Annotated in this window: 17 protein-coding genes and 2 pseudogenes; 7 read left to right on the top strand and 12 right to left on the bottom strand. The window is 44.6% G+C overall.

Features of this window, described 5'->3' with window-relative positions; translation table 11 throughout:
• The first annotated feature begins 61 nt into the window (after positions 1–61).
• Complete coding sequence (locus AC6EJC_RS08730; RefSeq protein ID WP_444953616.1) at positions 62–313, top strand: YolD-like family protein; 252 nt, start codon at positions 62–64, stop codon at positions 311–313.
• Between the two features lie 217 nt (positions 314–530).
• Here the strand turns inward: AC6EJC_RS08730 and AC6EJC_RS08735 are convergent, their stop codons facing one another.
• Positions 531–860, bottom strand: coding sequence for a DUF3817 domain-containing protein (locus tag AC6EJC_RS08735; RefSeq protein ID WP_444953617.1), 330 nt, complete (start codon positions 858–860; stop codon positions 531–533).
• Positions 861–1,268: 408 nt separating this feature from the next.
• Between AC6EJC_RS08735 and AC6EJC_RS08740 the strand changes: the two genes are divergently transcribed.
• Positions 1,269–3,323, top strand: coding sequence for a stalk domain-containing protein (locus tag AC6EJC_RS08740; RefSeq protein ID WP_444953618.1), 2,055 nt, complete (start codon positions 1,269–1,271; stop codon positions 3,321–3,323).
• 178 nt (positions 3,324–3,501) lie between these two features.
• Here the strand turns inward: AC6EJC_RS08740 and AC6EJC_RS08745 are convergent, their stop codons facing one another.
• The 3 genes from AC6EJC_RS08745 to AC6EJC_RS08755 all read right to left on the bottom strand — a co-directional run bounded on the left by AC6EJC_RS08745 (position 3,502) and on the right by AC6EJC_RS08755 (position 5,889).
• Positions 3,502–4,464, bottom strand: a complete 963-nt coding sequence (locus tag AC6EJC_RS08745) for an aldo/keto reductase (protein WP_444953619.1) — start codon at positions 4,462–4,464, stop codon at positions 3,502–3,504.
• A gap of 98 nt (positions 4,465–4,562) precedes the next feature.
• Positions 4,563–4,976 (bottom strand): MerR family transcriptional regulator, encoded by a 414-nt coding sequence (locus AC6EJC_RS08750; protein WP_444953620.1) that lies wholly within the window; start codon positions 4,974–4,976, stop codon positions 4,563–4,565.
• A 22-nt stretch (positions 4,977–4,998) separates the two neighbouring features.
• Positions 4,999–5,889, bottom strand: coding sequence for a LysR family transcriptional regulator (locus tag AC6EJC_RS08755; protein WP_444953621.1), 891 nt, complete (start codon positions 5,887–5,889; stop codon positions 4,999–5,001).
• A 137-nt stretch (positions 5,890–6,026) separates the two neighbouring features.
• Here AC6EJC_RS08755 and AC6EJC_RS08760 point away from each other — a divergent pair, with 137 nt between their 5' ends.
• Positions 6,027–6,320, top strand: coding sequence for a DUF1330 domain-containing protein (locus AC6EJC_RS08760; RefSeq protein ID WP_444953622.1), 294 nt, complete (start codon positions 6,027–6,029; stop codon positions 6,318–6,320).
• 39 nt (positions 6,321–6,359) lie between these two features.
• Entirely contained in the window at positions 6,360–7,154 is a 795-nt protein-coding gene (locus tag AC6EJC_RS08765) for an SDR family oxidoreductase (RefSeq protein ID WP_444953623.1), read from the top strand.
• 72 nt (positions 7,155–7,226) lie between these two features.
• Here AC6EJC_RS08765 and AC6EJC_RS08770 read toward each other — a convergent pair whose 3' ends face one another.
• Genes AC6EJC_RS08770 through AC6EJC_RS08790 form a run of 5 tightly spaced genes read right to left on the bottom strand, consistent with a single transcriptional unit; the run spans position 7,227 to position 11,500 of the window.
• Positions 7,227–8,624 (bottom strand): sensor histidine kinase, encoded by a 1,398-nt coding sequence (locus AC6EJC_RS08770; RefSeq protein ID WP_444953624.1) that lies wholly within the window; start codon positions 8,622–8,624, stop codon positions 7,227–7,229.
• Positions 8,615–9,274 carry a response regulator transcription factor gene (locus AC6EJC_RS08775; RefSeq protein WP_444953625.1) on the bottom strand — a complete coding sequence of 220 codons (660 nt, stop codon included), beginning with the start codon at positions 9,272–9,274 and terminating at the stop codon, positions 8,615–8,617. Before AC6EJC_RS08775 ends, AC6EJC_RS08770 begins: the two co-directional genes overlap by 10 nt.
• Positions 9,275–9,299: 25 nt before the next feature.
• Complete coding sequence (locus AC6EJC_RS08780; RefSeq protein WP_444953626.1) at positions 9,300–10,058, bottom strand: lantibiotic immunity ABC transporter MutG family permease subunit; 759 nt, start codon at positions 10,056–10,058, stop codon at positions 9,300–9,302.
• Between the two features lies 1 nt (position 10,059).
• A complete protein-coding gene (locus AC6EJC_RS08785) occupies positions 10,060–10,791 on the bottom strand; it encodes a lantibiotic immunity ABC transporter MutE/EpiE family permease subunit (RefSeq protein WP_444953627.1) in 732 nt (243 codons plus the stop codon).
• Between the two features lies 1 nt (position 10,792).
• Positions 10,793–11,500 carry a lantibiotic protection ABC transporter ATP-binding protein gene (locus tag AC6EJC_RS08790; RefSeq protein ID WP_444953628.1) on the bottom strand — a complete coding sequence of 236 codons (708 nt, stop codon included), beginning with the start codon at positions 11,498–11,500 and terminating at the stop codon, positions 10,793–10,795.
• Between the two features lie 204 nt (positions 11,501–11,704).
• Between AC6EJC_RS08790 and AC6EJC_RS08795 the strand changes: the two genes are divergently transcribed.
• Positions 11,705–12,832 (top strand): NAD(P)/FAD-dependent oxidoreductase, encoded by a 1,128-nt coding sequence (locus AC6EJC_RS08795; RefSeq protein WP_444953629.1) that lies wholly within the window; start codon positions 11,705–11,707, stop codon positions 12,830–12,832.
• Between the two features lie 150 nt (positions 12,833–12,982).
• On the opposite strand, the gene AC6EJC_RS08800 is transcribed toward AC6EJC_RS08795, so the two are convergent.
• Positions 12,983–13,384, bottom strand: coding sequence for a MerR family transcriptional regulator (locus AC6EJC_RS08800; RefSeq protein WP_444953630.1), 402 nt, complete (start codon positions 13,382–13,384; stop codon positions 12,983–12,985).
• Between the two features lie 126 nt (positions 13,385–13,510).
• Here AC6EJC_RS08800 and AC6EJC_RS08805 point away from each other — a divergent pair.
• Positions 13,511–13,702 (top strand): annotated as a pseudogene (locus AC6EJC_RS08805) (aldo/keto reductase); the annotation flags it as partial.
• A gap of 117 nt (positions 13,703–13,819) precedes the next feature.
• On the opposite strand, the gene AC6EJC_RS08810 reads toward AC6EJC_RS08805, so the two are convergent.
• Complete coding sequence (locus tag AC6EJC_RS08810) at positions 13,820–14,101, bottom strand: TetR-like C-terminal domain-containing protein (RefSeq protein WP_444953631.1); 282 nt, start codon at positions 14,099–14,101, stop codon at positions 13,820–13,822.
• Between AC6EJC_RS08810 and AC6EJC_RS08815 the strand changes: the two are divergent.
• A pseudogene (locus AC6EJC_RS08815) lies at positions 14,061–14,258 on the top strand (aldo/keto reductase); the annotation flags it as partial. The gene AC6EJC_RS08810 and the pseudogene AC6EJC_RS08815 sit on opposite strands and share 41 nt — an antisense overlap.
• Positions 14,259–14,289: 31 nt before the next feature.
• Here AC6EJC_RS08815 and AC6EJC_RS08820 read toward each other — a convergent pair.
• On the bottom strand, positions 14,290–15,462 hold the full coding sequence (locus AC6EJC_RS08820) for an MFS transporter (RefSeq protein ID WP_444953632.1): 1,173 nt from the start codon (positions 15,460–15,462) through the stop codon (positions 14,290–14,292).
• Positions 15,463–15,523: the final 61 nt, after the last annotated feature.

A 15,523-nucleotide genomic window follows, 5' to 3' on the forward strand; every position in this document is an offset into this window, starting at 1 on the left:
GATGAAAAGTATGGTAAAATGGAATGAATTTGATTTTGCATTAAAGGAAGGGTGAAAGCAAGTGGCAAAAGCGAAGGTAGCCAAACGGCCTACTCGGGATGAATTTGTACTTGAGGAAATCGCGAATCAGCTTGTAGAAGCACAACGAGAGCAATCCGAAGTCGTATTGACCGTATGGGGACGCCAAGAAACAACCCGCGGACAGATCGTTAAAATGGACCCGAGAACCGGAAAGGTTCATGTAGAGAGTAATGAAGAAACGGATAAAGTTTCTTTTATGGATATTATGAGTGTAAATTACCCGAGAGATTAGTTGTGTTTACATAAAGATAGCAGAAAGGGACGAAAACAATGACAAAGCTGGGTGTCTCCCTTACTGCTGTGGGAAAGTAACAATTTACAATTCGTGTATACAAAAACAACCGAGTGGTATAGAGACACCGGTTGTTTTTGTTTTTGTTTTTGTATACTGCTGCATGAGTAGGAAGAGAAAGCCGCGTTGTTATGTTGGCCCTTACCCTTGTACATGCTTATGTAGCTTTTACCGGGCTGGCATGACTAGCACGTGCTTCGGCTTTCTTTAGTACCTTACGATCAAAAATGAAGGGACCGAACGGCAACAACGAGGCAATCAAGGCTGCAAGACCTTGTAGTACCGTTATTTTTCGTAAAATCAGCATGACTACAGTCGCTACCACATAAGCCACGAACAGTACCCCATGGATCATACCCACCCAGCTTACCATTTGCGGCATTCCAGCTGCGTATTTAAGTGGCATGGCGATACATACAAGCAGCAGATATGAAATCGCTTCAACATTACCAATGACACCAAACATCTTAAAGGCATTTTTGAACATAATACATCTCCTTCTCTTATTACTTAAAATTTAATATAGCCTATAATGCAATGTTATTAAACGGTAGAAAGTTACGATATATCGAATATTTACAGCTGAAACCAAAGGTTATGTCTGAGTTTTCACATGTTCTAATCATGGTATCAACGACTAGGCCAATTTTAGTTTTGTGATTTTACATACACAGACTGAACGAAGAATGCAAATCCAGTTTTTTAATACCTATTAGTAAAGAAAGCTAGGGTGAAGCCTAAACAATTTGTATGGAAATTCCGATAACAGTTAAATGAACGACTGTACATTATGGTATAAATTTTAAAAGCTGGATTGCAGCAGAAGGGTTTGTAAGCTTACTTATTAGTTTTGACAAATAAAATTTCCATACTGGTATCAAGGAGAGCACAGATTATGAATAAAAAACGTTTGCGCCAATGGATGGCTCCGTTCGCAACGGCTACACTGATTTTGAATACGGGATATGGCATTTTGGGACCCGATGCAGTGGCCAGCGCGTCATCGACTGAAAGGCATAACTCGAATCTGACAAGTCTGAATATAGCACAGTCACATACTACCAAATTAGCATCTATTCAAGGTCGTCATGTGCCAGTTACTTCAGGCACGAAAGTGACTACGTTAGCAAAAGGTTATGGTCAGAAGACCTATCTTAACCAAATGCTAAAAGTAATGTCGAGCCAAATGGTTACTGCAAATATCGCGCCGGCAGAGGTAAACAATCTGACAGCGGTTCCTACAGATACAACAAGGGTAAATTTGTCCTGGAACAACCCGTCGGATATTAATTTTGACCATGTAAAAGTGGTTGGTGTCAGTAACGATGTGTATCTAGATAACATTAGAAGTAACTCTTATACGTTGAGCGGTTTACAACCGAATACGACATATACCTTCCGAGTGAAGACGGTGGGTAAGGGCGGCAATGAATCTCCGGGGATTACAGTACAGGCCAAAACGGCTTCCGTTGATGCCCCTGTAGATAAGACACCTCCAGGAGAGGTAAGCGGGCTGACAGCGACGAATGTAGGATATAACGCTTTTACCGTAAATTACATATTGCCTAAGGATGCTGACCTGAGCCAAGCGATCATCTATTTAAATGGTAAAGAAGTCCAGAGGAGCACAGGCACGTCCTATACGTTTAATGTCTTGACTGCTGCCACAACCTATACGGTAATGGTCAAAACGGTGGACAAATCCGGTAACATATCTCAAGGGATTAGTATTCCAGTTACAACCTCAGCAGTCTCTACCGATATCGTGCCAGAAGTGACAGGAGCGTCAGTGACGTCAGTTGGTAACTACAGCTTCACCGTTTCCTGGACAAGACCCAGCGGAATTAGTACGGTCAGTCTGTATCTGGACGGACAACTGATTACAGATTCAACAGGAACATCTTATACATTCACGAATCTGACAGCGGATCGGACGTATTCGATTTTAATTAAATCCAAGCGAAGTTCAGGTGCGTTGTCCTCAGGTGTGAAACTGAGTGCTACAACTAACAGAACGTCTTCCAATTCGTCAGAAGTATCCAATCTTGAAGTAGATAGCAAAAGCGACACCTGGATCAAAATCACCTACGATATGCCGAGTCAAGCCGATAAGGTGAAAATATATGTTGATGGTGATTATGAGGGAACTACATCCTCTGAGTCCTATAAAATTACGGATTTACGAGAAGGACGCTGGTATAAGATTAAGGTCGTGACCGTCAATAGTAATGGAAGAGAATCTAGTGGTGTAGAGATATCAGAACGCACGGATTCGGATGGTTACTACTCTTCTTCGTCATCTAGTTCATCGAACTATGAGAAAGCAAGAGATTTGATGCGAATTGCAGAGAACAGTCTAAATGCATCCGACTGGCGCTCTGCCAGAGACGCAATCAGTGATCTGCCGAGCGGGTCACGTAAAAGCGATCTGCTGGATCGGCTGGAAGCTATTCGCAATAGAGCGGTTGGCACTGGTAGTTCATCGTCCGGGACGAGCACTACTACAACTACTTCCAATACAACGTCCTCATACTCTAACAATCCGGTTTCCCTATATTCAACTTCGTTCACCCTGACACCAGGAGCTAAATCAGCTTATGTCGATGGTCGTGCTATGACAATGGCTCAGGCTCCACGTATCATAAATGGTGTAACGATGGTCCCGTTGCGCTTTATCAGTGAACGGGTGGGTTATGAGGTAAACTATGAAAAAACGACCAAAAAAATCATTATGACGCGCCCTACTGACGGTAAACAAGTGGTGCTTCAAGTCAAGAATTCGACCCTAGCAGTGTACGAGTTAAACAACTCCCGGAGTTACTCGACGAACATCACAGCTCCAGTTATTGTTAACGGCTACACGCTGGTTCCACTACGAGTCATTAGCGAGCTTTCGGGTTATCAGGTGAACTATAATGCTGCTTCCAAACAAATTACGATTATAAAGTAAATGTTTCTGTAAAAAGAGTTCCATAGTGAAAACTATGGAACTCTTTTTGTTAGGAAATGTATGTAAAATTAATGACTGTCGGAAGACAAGAACTTATATTAGCTAATAAGCGTATGTAAAAATGCGAAAAGGGCGCTTTTAAACGCCCGCAAATAAGGAGTTATGCTTTTACAATCAGTTACTCTGTAAGCAAGTTATCTTGATTGAAAATGATATCGAGCTGCTTAAGCTCGTCACCTGTTAGTCGAACACCCAGAGTTTGGAGATTGGATTCGATCTGATCAGGCTTGGTCGCACCGGGAATGATTACATCAACGGCTGGACGCGTTAATAACCAAGCAAGCGCAATCTGTGCAGGTTCTATACCCTTGTCTTTCGCGAATGCTTTGAATCGATCCACGCATTCCAAATTTGCGAGAAATGCTTCTTTTTGAAATAAAGGGTTATTCATTCGTGAGGTGTCATTAAAGACATCATCCTTCTTATATTTACCGGCCAACAGACCTGATGCGAGCGGAAAAAAAGGAATCAGTGAAATTTCATGTTCCAGACAATAAGGAATAACGTCTACTTCTGCATGACGGACCAGCAGTGAATATTCGGCTTGAAGAACATCCAAGTGCTTATCAGCATTAAAAGCCTGAAGTTGCTCAAAGCTTAAATTTGAAGCTCCAATGGCTTTGATTTTCCCTGACTTCTTCAGCTCCGCTAGTGTGTCTGCAGCTTCAGAAAGCGGGGTACGGCTGTCAGGAAAATGAAGAAAGAAAATGTCAACATAGTCTGTTTGTAATCTCATCAAGCTGTCATCCACAGCCTTACGTAATGCAGCTGGACTGTTGTCGACTTCCAGACGACCTTGATTAAATAGGGGGTTAGAAGAAGCTTTAGTAGAGATTACAAGATGTTCCCGGCCGCCATGTTCCCGGATGGCTTCACCGATTAACTCCTCAGAATGGCCCATTCCGTACAGAAATGCAGTGTCAATGAAATTGATTCCTTTTTCAAGGGCAGCCTTAATTAATTGTCGACTTAGAGTATCATCGACTTTTGGATACATCATTGAATTACCTACCACACCAGCTCCAAAACCGAGTTTAAATGCTTTCAATCCTGTTCTACCTATTGCTATTGTATGATCCATGTTTATATGCACCTCTTTTTTTGTATGATGTGGAATCCTTGGAGGGACTCTAATGCACATCTTACAACCTGGTGTAAACACTAGGTCAAGCAGAACGATCAGGATTTGAAAATAGATTGAGTTTGGGTCTCGAGTGGCAAAAAGTTGTGGCCAAATTTTTGTCCGGTTTGCAATTTCATTTCAATCATATCCTTAATCTCCTGAAGTTCTTGCAGCTGCAACTCTATCTTTTTTTGATAATCGTAAAGCCTAGCGTACCATTCAATATTTGTTGTGTTGCTCTCATTTAATTGAAGCTGGATTATAGGTTTCAACTCCTGAAGCGACATTCCGGTTTTTTTTAAACACTTGATCATAACAAGTGCCTCTTTGTGTGAATTGTTATAAATCCTGTGTCCATTATTTTTTCGGGCCACGGGAGGAAGAAGACCTATTTTCTCATAATACCGTAAGGTATCCTCGCTGACCTGGAATTGTTCCAGAAGTTCCTTCATTTTAAAATATTTTGACATCTCTCGTCACCTCCGTAAGGGACTATTTAACATCAGCAGAGACGCTCCTAAAGTCGATATACTCAATAAATCGCTTGGCCGCTGGAGATACATATCGGTCTTTTCTCCATTTTAATCCTACTTCCCATTCCCAGCCTTCCTCCTGAATCGGAACCCATACAAGTCCATCAAGCATTAAGCCAAAGGTTTTGGGAAGTACCGATACCCCAAGCCCGGCTTTAATAAACCCCGCCACAGTGGGCAAGTCTTCTGCATCAAAAGTGGGAGCCAGCATAAAACCTGTATTTTCGAAGCGGGACGTTATGGTGGCTTTTAATCCGCAATTGTTCTTGAGACCGACAAAGGGTTCACCGGATAAATCAAACAAACTTAAAGAGGATCGGTTGGCGAAAGGATGCTGATCAGAAACAACGATATACAAAGGCGTTTTCCGAATGACAATCCACTCATGATTATCCGTGGTGGACTCTCTTGAAGTAATCATTAAATCGGAATGGCCTTTATCAAAGTGCTCGTTAATATCACCAAGATTACCTTGTGTCAAATCAAATCGCACATTTGGATTTGCGAGCTGATAATCCTTGATTAAAGCTGGAACCAGATCAATACCCAAAATGTTTAAATAAGAAATATGAATGACACCTTTATCGGGATTAGACCATTCGTCGATCTCCTGTTTCCCCTTTTCAAGATTTTTTAGAGCTTCCTCAACCCATTTGCTAAATATTCTCCCGTATCGGTTAAGCTCTACATTCCGGCCATTCCGCTCAAATAGGGGAATTCCGAGTTCATTTTCCAGCTTGGAAATCGCATGGCTTAATGCGGGCTGGGTTATGTTGAGCGCCTTTGATGCGCTGGTCATATGTTGAAGGCGGGCAACCGTTAAAAAATACTGCAATTGTGTAAGCTCCAATAGGAACACCTCTTAAACTATGAATAATAATAATAGATTTCATTAAAACTATAAATTAGACAAGTGATTCACGTCAAGATTACAATAACCTTGAGTTTGGGAGACTTAACAATTAACAAAAGGAGTTGTAATCCAACATGGCGGCCTATGTAATTTTTATACGAGAGAAAACCAATGATCCGGAAGAACTCAAGATTTATTCCTCCAAAGCTCCAACAGGGTTGGAAGGACACCCTGTTACGCCACTAGCCGTGTATGGCATGTATGAAGTCATTGAGGGCCCTGAAGCCGAAGGGGGTGCGTTGCTGGAGTTCCCCAGTTTTGAAGAAGCAAAAACTTGGTATTATAGTCCCGCCTATCAGGAGGCCGTGCAGCACCGATTGAAGGGCGGAACCTACCATGGAATGATTATTGAGGGAATTTCGAAATAAGGAGAAGGGCATTTGAATGAAAGGAGGAAATGAAATTTAATGGCTATCACTTATGCAAACCCAATGACTGAATTCGAAGGTAAGAAAGTGCTTGTAACAGGCGCTACTAAAGGGATGGGAGAAAAGATTGCACAAAGATTTGCGGCGGCTGACGCCACCGTCCTGACGACTGCACGTTCCATTCCGGCTGATCTTGCTGATCCTAACCTGTTTGTTCAAGCAGATATTTCAACCCCTGAAGGTGTAGAAAAGGTTATCCAGGCAGTTAAAGAGCGTTTTGGAACCATTGACATTTTGGTAAATAATGTTGGAGGCTCTAATACTCCTCCAGGTGGTGCTCTGGCAGTAACAGATGAGAACTGGATTGAAACTTTAAATTGGAATTTACTTGCTGCTGTCCGTCTGGACCGTGGATTGATTCCAATGATGCTGGACAAGGGCAAAGGTGTAATTATTCACATTTCATCTATTCAAAGAAAATTGCCTTTGTACGAGTCAACTGTACCATATGCTGCTTCCAAAGCCGCTTTGACTAACTATAGCAAAAGCCTGTCTAAGGAGTTTTCTCCCAAAGGCATCCGTATTAATACCGTATCACCAGGGTTCATCCAAACGACTGCTGCTGATGCAATGATGGCGAACATTGCAAAAGTAACAGGCAGTGTTGAGAGCGCACTTCAATCTGTAATGGATGCTTTGGGCGGCATTCCTTTAGGCCGCCCCGGTTATCCAGAAGAAGTTGGCGAATTGGTAGCTTTCTTGGCTTCTGACCGTGCTGGGTCCATTACAGGCGCCGACTATGTCATCGATGGTGGAACGGTTCCTACTGTCTAAGCCTATAAGCATAGCCGGCGATATCCGTAGTAGAGGATTTATCTCGAGTAATTGACGATCAGTCAGTGACGATTACTTCGGAAATGAATTGATCGGAATTTCTATACTCACCTGCCCGCCCCCCGTCTCGGTGGAGTTAGCGATGTGCAGCGCTCCGCCATGCAGGTTGACGATAGATTGGGTAATGTATAGCCCCATTCCATAATGTCCATTTAATCGTCTGGAAGAGTCGCCCATATAGAATTGCTCGACCGCTTGTTTGAGGGCTTCCGGTGAGAAGCCGGGGCCCTCATCTATGACGCTAAACCGGATGCGGTCTTCCACCGTCCCCACGACTAGCCGAATCTCGCTATACTCAGGCGCTTGATCTACCGCATTGGAGATTACATTCATGATGGCTCGCTCCAGCAGAACCGGGTCCGCATACAGCGTGTCAGGAAGGTTGTATACGGCGAACGCTACGGATATTTTTTTGACAGCTGCCAAGGCAAGTACCTGATCTTTCACTTTAGTCAAAAAGAAGTCAGTATCAATCGTTTCGGCCCGCAGGGTGGCTGCTGTTTCCGCTTTTGTAATTTCGATTAGAGTTTTGATATACTGCTCCATCTGCTTGGTGCTCTCCACTATATAATTGGTATAGTTCTTTTGCTCTTCGGACTGATCGGTTTCGGACAGTAGCTCTACGTTTCCGCGAACGATAGTGAGTGGTGTTTTGACATCGTGTGCCAGGGCGGATATTTGCTCGCGACGGGCTCTTTCGAGGTTCCACTGCTTCTGAAGTGATGTCTTTAAGGTCTCTTTCATTTTATCCATGGAATGGAGTACTTGATCGATCTCCAACACGCCACTGAGCTTAATTGAGAAGTCCAGGTCCTGTGCTTGAATTTGCTGTGTGGCCTGCTGTAGTCCACTCATTTTGCGCGTCAGCTTTCGTCCAAAGGAGGAAGCGAGCAGAGCACCTCCCACCAGAAAAGCAATGCAGAATACGGCAAAAAAAGACAATTCCGCATTCGGCATATATCGGCGTAGGATAGGGAGTTCAAACTGTGCCGCGATAGAGTAGCGCATCACAGTAACTTTATTATGATGTGGGATTTTTACATAGTTATAGGGAAATTGAGAAGCAGTATCGCTCTGCTTCGTTAGACTCCAAGCGGCTTTAGCCTGTTTTCCAGTGAGATTCCCCTCAATTAGACTGCCATCCGAAGTAAATAACCCGTATTTATACAGGTTCAGCTTGGAGTCCAGATGAAGGGGCTTGCCCGCTTTAATGACTGTTTTGGCCTCTAGTACCTGCTTCTCCGCATAGTTCGCCGGAAGAATGGCTCCATTAGACAGCAGCATATAGAAGATGAGGACCAGGAGCAGAGCGAGCGCAATCGTCCCGATACAGAATATAGCTAAATAACCCAGGAAAATAGTCCGCAGCTTGGTTGATTTTCGCGCTTGCTGTACTGTAGTTACTTCCATCGATATCCGATCCCCCAAACCGTCTCCACTGGCGAAACCTCTACTTTGCCAAGCTTGGCCCGGATATTCTTGATATGCTCCACGATGGTGGCGGAATCGCTGTCCCCATCAAACCCGAAGACGGCTTCGTAAATCTGCTCTTTAGAGAACACCTGTCCCCAGTTCAGGGCTAGAAACTTACATATCTCATATTCGCTTTTGGTAAACGGGACCACTGCGTCCCGAAAGGTGATTTCCTTGCCGGACAGATTGAAATGAACTTCCCCGATGCAGAACACATTACGCCGTTCACGGTTCTCCCGTCTGAGGTGGGCGTTGATTCGTGCGCGCAGCTCCCCGGCCCCAAACGGTTTGACAATATAATCGTCAGCCCCTTCCCCAAGTCCCACCATCACATCGTTCTCCATGGATTTTGCTGTGAGGAACAGTATTGGACAGTCTACCTTGCTGCGTATTTCCCGGCAGAGTGTGAATCCGTCCATCTTCGGCATCATCACGTCGAGCAGTATGAGGTCAAATGCTCCAAGCTGCATGGTGAGAACCTGTGATGAGGTGGAGGTCACCGTGACAACGTGGCCATCTTTCTGCAATATATTTTGAAGGAGTGCCAAAACGGCGGGTTCATCGTCAACGGCCAACAGGTTTGCCATACTTTATTCACTTCCTTTGCTTTCTCTACTCTAACGAATTTTGTCCTTCCCAGCGACAAATCCATAATCCTAATAATACCATGATCGCTAAAGTCCCAACTACGCAATATCCGATTCCCGAATCGAGCTGTATAGCTTGAGGAATAGCGTCTGCCGAGCTTCCGCTGTATTGCACCCAGATCGTGATGAACCGGGCGGCCCAGGCGGCGGGGATGAATATCCAATTATGATCACCCAGCCCAGTGAGAAGCAAAGCGGACAGCAGGCTCTCCGCAATGCCCAGGCCGATGGAAGCTCCCTTGCCGAATCGCAGACTAATGAAGAAATGTAGAACATAAAGGAAGATACTGGCGAGAAACAGAATGCAGGCAGCCAACACATAGAACTTTAAGCCATACGGAGACTCTTTCAAAAGATATAGAAAGCCAGCCCCAAAACCGCCGAAGGCAAGCAGCACACTGCCAAATCCCAAGAATAGGAGCAGGCTGAGCTTGCTCAAGAATGGTAGCAGCTTTACTGGCGAGGTCAAGAGCTCCTGGAAATTCCCAGCGGCTGATTCTTGATCGGCAGCTATGGAGCAGACAATACCAATCATGGTAGGAAGAGCCACGGCCAAGACTTGCAGATAGCCGTCCACCTTAGCAATCGGTGAATATGGAGTGAAAGAATAGTAGGCCAAAAAGATTGCTATGCCCAGGAGCGGCATAAGCAGCTGCACAAGCAGTAAGGGCTGCCTTCTAAGTTTAAGCATATCGGATTTCAAATTGCGGAAAAAAGATATCATCTTATTTAGCCTCCCGCTTGCGGAAGGACATCGCTGTCAGTATCGACAGAATAATGAACAGGCAGATTGTGATCACTAGGCCGGGTACAATTACACTTTTATCCAATAGCGGATCTCCAGAAGGAACGGCAAGCCCGTTGGGCAGCACTTTAATAACGGCGCACATCAATCGAGCTGGAATAGCATAGGGAGTCGCCCACCACACGGAAGACGTAGCGAACAAGATGGTGCAGGCTACGTGGCCCACCATGTTGATAATCAGGGTGGCAAACATGCCCACCCGGTCTGTTAGGAACAGGCAAAGTGGTATTTGCCACAAAAAGGTGATGAACAGTATCAGACTTGCGGCGACGCTTCCTGCTAGTGTTAGAGAACTTGAGAACACGAATCCGCCAAGGGTTATCCCGATAAATAGGATAATAGAGGAGACCAATAAGAGTCTTACGCAAACTCCGATTTTACCGTACCAAACCCGAGTTAAGTCTACTGACACTCCGAGGACAGCACGGTAATTGAGCTTCTTGCCATCCTTTTGAACCACTCCTGAGCACATTATGGTGAGGGCACCTGGCAGCAGCATGAAATACCACCAATTGTAGCTGGCGCTTTGCAGCATTTTTCCTCCCATTAGCCCGGTACACAGAAGAAGAGTGACGATGGGGGCAAGCCAGACCAGTTTTTTCGTGAAGGTGCGTTTTAACTTGAGATGTTCTGCGGCTAAATATTGCTGCATCCTACTCACCTCCCTTTCGGTATTCCTGCGCAATCTGCATGAACAACGATTCCAAGTTTTGTCCTGGAGTAATCGCCTCTTGATAAGCTAGTACGCCGCCAGCGATGATGCCGACATGGTCCACGATTTGTTCGACTTCAGATAGGATATGACTGGAAAGAATCACGGTAATTCCTTGCTTAGGGAAGGAGCGAATCAGCTCGCGCTGCTCCTGAATGCCAAGGGGATCAAGTCCGTTGGTTGGCTCATCTAAGATCAGTAGCTTGGGATGGTTTAGGAGCGCAATGGCAATGCCCAGCCGCTGTTTCATACCCATCGAGAACTGGCTGGAGCGTTTTTTTCCGGTATGGGTCAGATCAACAATGTTCAGTACTTCATCAATCCGCGAATCAGGCAGTCCCAGCAAGGTTGTACGAACCTTTAAGTTCTCTCTGGCTGTTAAATTCTCATAGAGCGGAGGAGATTCGATCAGTGCACCGATCTGGGCAAGGTCTTTTCGGGACCAGGGTTTTCCTTGAAATAAAATCTCACCAGATGTCGGGCGGAGCATACCGATTAACATTTTCAGGGTGGTTGATTTTCCGGCCCCGTTTGGGCCGAGCAGCCCATAGACGGAATTCTCCTGAATAGACATCGTGACATTGTTCACCGCCTGTTGTCCCCTAAAGGTTTTGCAGAGATTGTGAGTCTGTAAAATAATGTTGTCCATATAAGTTCATCCTTTTCATTCGTTCTGACAACTACTTTAAAGGTCAATTCTAAGAACTTTATAAGGATTTGAAATATAATGTACTCATAGCCGATGTTGATGATCGTCTAACAGCTTTGTCTATATTGGAATAGGTTGTAAACCTTATACATTCATGCAGTATTCGCTATAATGGATACAGTGATTTAGGAAAGGGATGTAAGCATGAAGAAGGTCATCGTAATTGGATCAGGAATTCTTGGGGCATCGACAGCATATCAGTTAGCGAAAATGGGGGCTAATGTCATTATTGTAGACCGCAAAGATAAAGGACAGGCTACTGATGCCGCTGCTGGCATTATCTGTCCCTGGCTATCACAGCGACGCAATCAGGCTTGGTACCAGCTGGCAAAAGCCGGCGCACGTTTTTACCCCGGACTGATTGAAGAACTCAAAAGCGAGGGAGAAACAGAAACAGGCTATGCTCTAGTGGGTGCTCTTAGTATTCATAATGATTTGGAGAAAATCAGAAAGATGGAGGAGCGGGCATACTTACGACAAGCGGATGCACCGGAAATCGGAGAAATTACCCGGCTAAATGAAAAAGAAACCCATGAACGGTTTCCTTTGTTAGTAGAAGGTTATCATTCTGTTCATATTAGCGGTGCCGCTCGTATAGATGGTCGTGCGCTGCGCGATGCGTTGGTCCGATCAGCACAAAGAAACGGGGCCATCCTTATACACGGGGATGCTGCGCTTCAATATGAGTCCGACCATGTAACAGGAGTAGCGGTCGGTGCAAAAAGCTTCTCGTCTGACGAAGTCATTGTTTGTGCAGGTGCATGGGCAAATCAACTGCTGCAGCCTTTGGGCATTCACTTTAAGGTTAGTTTTCAAAAAGCACAAATCATGCATTTACAGGTTCCTAATAGACAAGACACAGGTACTTGGCCTGTAATCATGCCGCCTTCTGATCAATATCTGCTGGCTTTTGACAAACAGAAGATCGTAATAGGGGCAACTCACGAAAATAAAATCGAAGGTGACGATACAAGAGTAACAGCAGGTGGGATGCAGGAAATCCTGAATAAAGGTTTAGAATTAGCACCTGGTTTAGCAAACAGCACTTTTCAGGAGGTAAGAGTTGGTTTCCGCCCTTTTACACCCGGTTTTCTTCCGGTGATAGGTGCTGTTCCCGGCTGGAATGGCCTTATAGCGGCAAACGGACTTGGAGCATCCGGGTTGACTATGGGCCCCTTTATTGGAAGCCAACTGGCAAAGTTAGCACTTGGAATGGCTTTGGATATCGATATAAATGAATATGATATTCAAAAAGCAATGGATGAAAGTTGATCCTTAACTGTGGACAACAATCACTTCAAGTCTATTGGTCGGTCAACAATTACCATGAAAGGACATCATCGTTCAAATGAAATAAGACGTTTCGCTTAATCAAAGATTTTACAGTAAAAATAAAGAAGTGATTAGTAGTGGATCTGCATTTCATTTTTTATTCCATTTCCCCGGATTCGTATCATCCGGGATCACATGATTGATTATGGCAAAGTAGTGATTTGCTTTGTCTTCCATGTATTCGGCCCTTAGCTTCGCTTCCTCCAACTGAGCCAGAGCAGCAGCTTTTTGTTCCAGAATGATTTCATAGCGTTTCTGAATAGTAGAATCGCCTTCCAAACATAGATCTACATAGGTTTTGATGTTTTCTACTGACATACCACAGTGTTTCAGATATTTTATACCTGTGAGCCAATTGATGGATTCGTCATCAAAAAGACGATTATTATTTTTGTCCCGCCGCACACTTGGAACTAATTCCTTATCCGTATAGTAGCGAATGGTATGTTCGGTCAGATCAAGCAGCTTGGCCACTTCCTTCACAGTATACATTGCAAACTCTCCTCGAAAAAAATTGTATTAAAGTACTCCAAACCTCTTAGCTTCGTGTTACTCGAAGGCAATAGACTTTACAATAGCACACACGTGCTGCAATAGTAAATCCCAATAACGATACTAAGAGGAGTCGTTGTAATTCCAAAGTCTGTTCGTAAAGAAAGAGTCAGCGAAAACTTCAATATCTTTGACTTTGAATTAAGAGAAGAGGATATGGGAATGATTGCTACGCTAGATACGAATAAGAGCTTGTTCTTTTCACATAATGATCCTGAAATCGTGAAATGGCTCGGCAGCGTTAAATACGATCTTTAATGCTTGAATACCAGTAATCGAACTGAAAATGAAGAAGCAACTCGCTTACTGAGTTGCTTCTGATTCGCTTACTTGAAAGTAGCAGACATATAGTCTGCTACTTTTTTCGCTCTAGATTCACAATTTCCGGTCCAACAGCATGCCAATTTGCTCGGCCATTTCGATAGGAGGGAGAGGTTTATCGTTCAAAAACCACCACTCCATAATCCCCACCACGGCGGACGCTGCATAACGGACAACCACTTCTTCGTTTAGTCCCCGATTTCTTGCTTCATTCATGTCGATCTCTTCCCGAAGTTCATCGATCATAAATTCAAGGAATTGAGTGCGGAAGTAAGGGGCACCTTTGCTCACCAGCATCGTGGAGAGAGTGGCTGAAGTTGCTGCCAAACGCGGCATTCCCCGCGCTCAGGTCTCGATTGCGTGGCTGCTGCAGAAAGAGCCGGTAACCGCTCCGATCATCGGTGCAACCAAGCTTCATCATCTGGAAGACGCGGTTGCTGCGCTGTCGGTGAAGCTGGATGCGGACGAAATTGCGAGTCTGGAAGAGCCTTGAAAAGGGACTTAGAATTAAAACAGTTTTTTAATTAGGAAGCGGGTGAACGGGAGGAGCTTGGTAAAACCCCGCTTCGCAGCAATAGGATCAGTGACATACTGAAACAAAGCACAGTAAACAGACTGACGGAAATAAAACCACCCGTGTGCGCATACAGAATCCCCGCTGTGAAAGAGCCAACGGTCGTTCCTAAATACATCGAGGAGTTGGCAAGTGATGAGATGGTTCCACGTGCTGTGGCAGACAGGGTTTGTAGCAAACTCATCATAAGCGGAAAAATCATTCCAAGGATGAGGAAGATCAGAAAATATGTAATTTCGACATAGGTTACGCTGGGCAAATATGGGAGCAGTAAATAAAGCAGACCGATGAAGATTACGCCATATATCAAAGAGTGTCTAGGACCTACTTTGTTAACTAGGCTGCTACCAAATAAGCTGCTAAACGTATTTCCCAAACCAAGGAACAGAATCACCGTACCAATACTCGCAATATTGAGGCTGAATTTATCGGAAAGCCAGGTGCCAATAAAAGAGAAGGCAGCAAAATTTCCGAGTTGAAACAGGAAGTAGGCAAGAAAAGCGACCTTAGGTGTTGACCCGTGCAGTAATGAACGATATCTGTTCCCAATCGAGGGAGCCTTATGCTGTTGTAAAACAGCTGGCAAGGAGGGCAATAGAACGGCAGCCAATATAACGAGCAGGAAGGTGCCGCAGCCAATCATGATAAATGGTGTTTGCCACCCGGAGGTAGCGAGATAGCTACCGATGGGCACGCCCAGCATCTGGGAAACGGCCAATCCTGCGGTGACAACTCCCATGGCTTTTAAAATTTTATGCGGTTGAACCAGCTGGGGGATGGTAGCCCAGACTTGAGGCGAGGCAAAAGCGGCGCTAATACCAGCCAGAAAGCGAAAAGCAAACATGGCCCAAAAATCAGCGGCAAAGCCGCATAGCAATGTGAACACACCGAAACCAAGCAAGCCAAATAGCAGCACTTTTTTTCGATTCCATCCATCTGACAGAGGTCCCGCAATCAAGGCAAACACGGCATAACCCAAAGCATAAGCCGAAACGATCCAACCCGACTGTTCGACAGAAATGCCGAAAGTATCGCGGAGCATCGGTAAAAGTGGCGATACAATGAACGTATCAGTTCCGATGAAAAACATGATAAAGAAAAGCAAGATGATATTTTTGTTCAAAGCGGATACCTCCCTATATTCGTTAGTTCGATTATTTTCGAACATTAGAAATATAGCATCA

The sequence above is a fragment of the Paenibacillus sp. TY11 genome (assembly GCF_059772165.1).